The organism is Stenotrophomonas maltophilia group sp. Smal12 (assembly GCF_037079935.1).
Taxonomy (GTDB): domain Bacteria; phylum Pseudomonadota; class Gammaproteobacteria; order Xanthomonadales; family Xanthomonadaceae; genus Stenotrophomonas; species Stenotrophomonas sepilia.
In genome coordinates this window covers 1-729 of record NZ_JBAWUK010000119.1, presented here as the reverse complement: position 1 = coordinate 729, position 729 = coordinate 1, and the positions used below count along the sequence as shown (strand labels likewise).

Genomic DNA, 729 nt, shown 5'->3' with positions numbered 1-729 from the left:
TGTCGTAAAGCCAAGGCAACTTGAGGTTATATGGTCAAGCCGCACGGATCATTAGTATCAGTTAGCTCAATACATTGCTGTACTTACACACCTGACCTATCAACCACGTAGTCTACATGGTTCCTTCAGGGGGCTTGTGCCCCGGGAGATCTCATCTTGAGGCGCGCTTCCCGCTTAGATGCTTTCAGCGGTTATCGCTTCCGAACATAGCTACCCGGCAATGCCACTGGCGTGACAACCGGAACACCAGAGGTTCGTCCACTCCGGTCCTCTCGTACTAGGAGCAGCCCCTCTCAAATCTCCAACGCCCATGGCAGATAGGGACCGAACTGTCTCACGACGTTCTGAACCCAGCTCGCGTACCACTTTAAATGGCGAACAGCCATACCCTTGGGACCGACTACAGCCCCAGGATGTGATGAGCCGACATCGAGGTGCCAAACACCGCCGTCGATATGAACTCTTGGGCGGTATCAGCCTGTTATCCCCGGAGTACCTTTTATCCGTTGAGCGATGGCCCTTCCATACAGAACCACCGGATCACTAAGTCCTAGTTTCCTACCTGCTTGATCCGTCGATCTTGCAGTCAAGCACGCTTATGCCTTTGCACACAGTGCGCGATGTCCGACCGCGCTGAGCGTACCTTCGAGCTCCTCCGTTACTCTTTAGGAGGAGACCGCCCCAGTCAAACTACCCACCATACACGGTCCCCGACCCAGATAATGGGCC

Annotated in this window: 1 rRNA gene; it reads right to left on the bottom strand. The window is 54.6% G+C overall.

Going from position 1 to position 729, the window contains the following annotated elements:
* Positions 1-30: 30 nt before the first annotated feature.
* Positions 31-729: ribosomal RNA gene (locus WDC87_RS21870) — 23S ribosomal RNA — on the bottom strand; the annotation flags it as partial.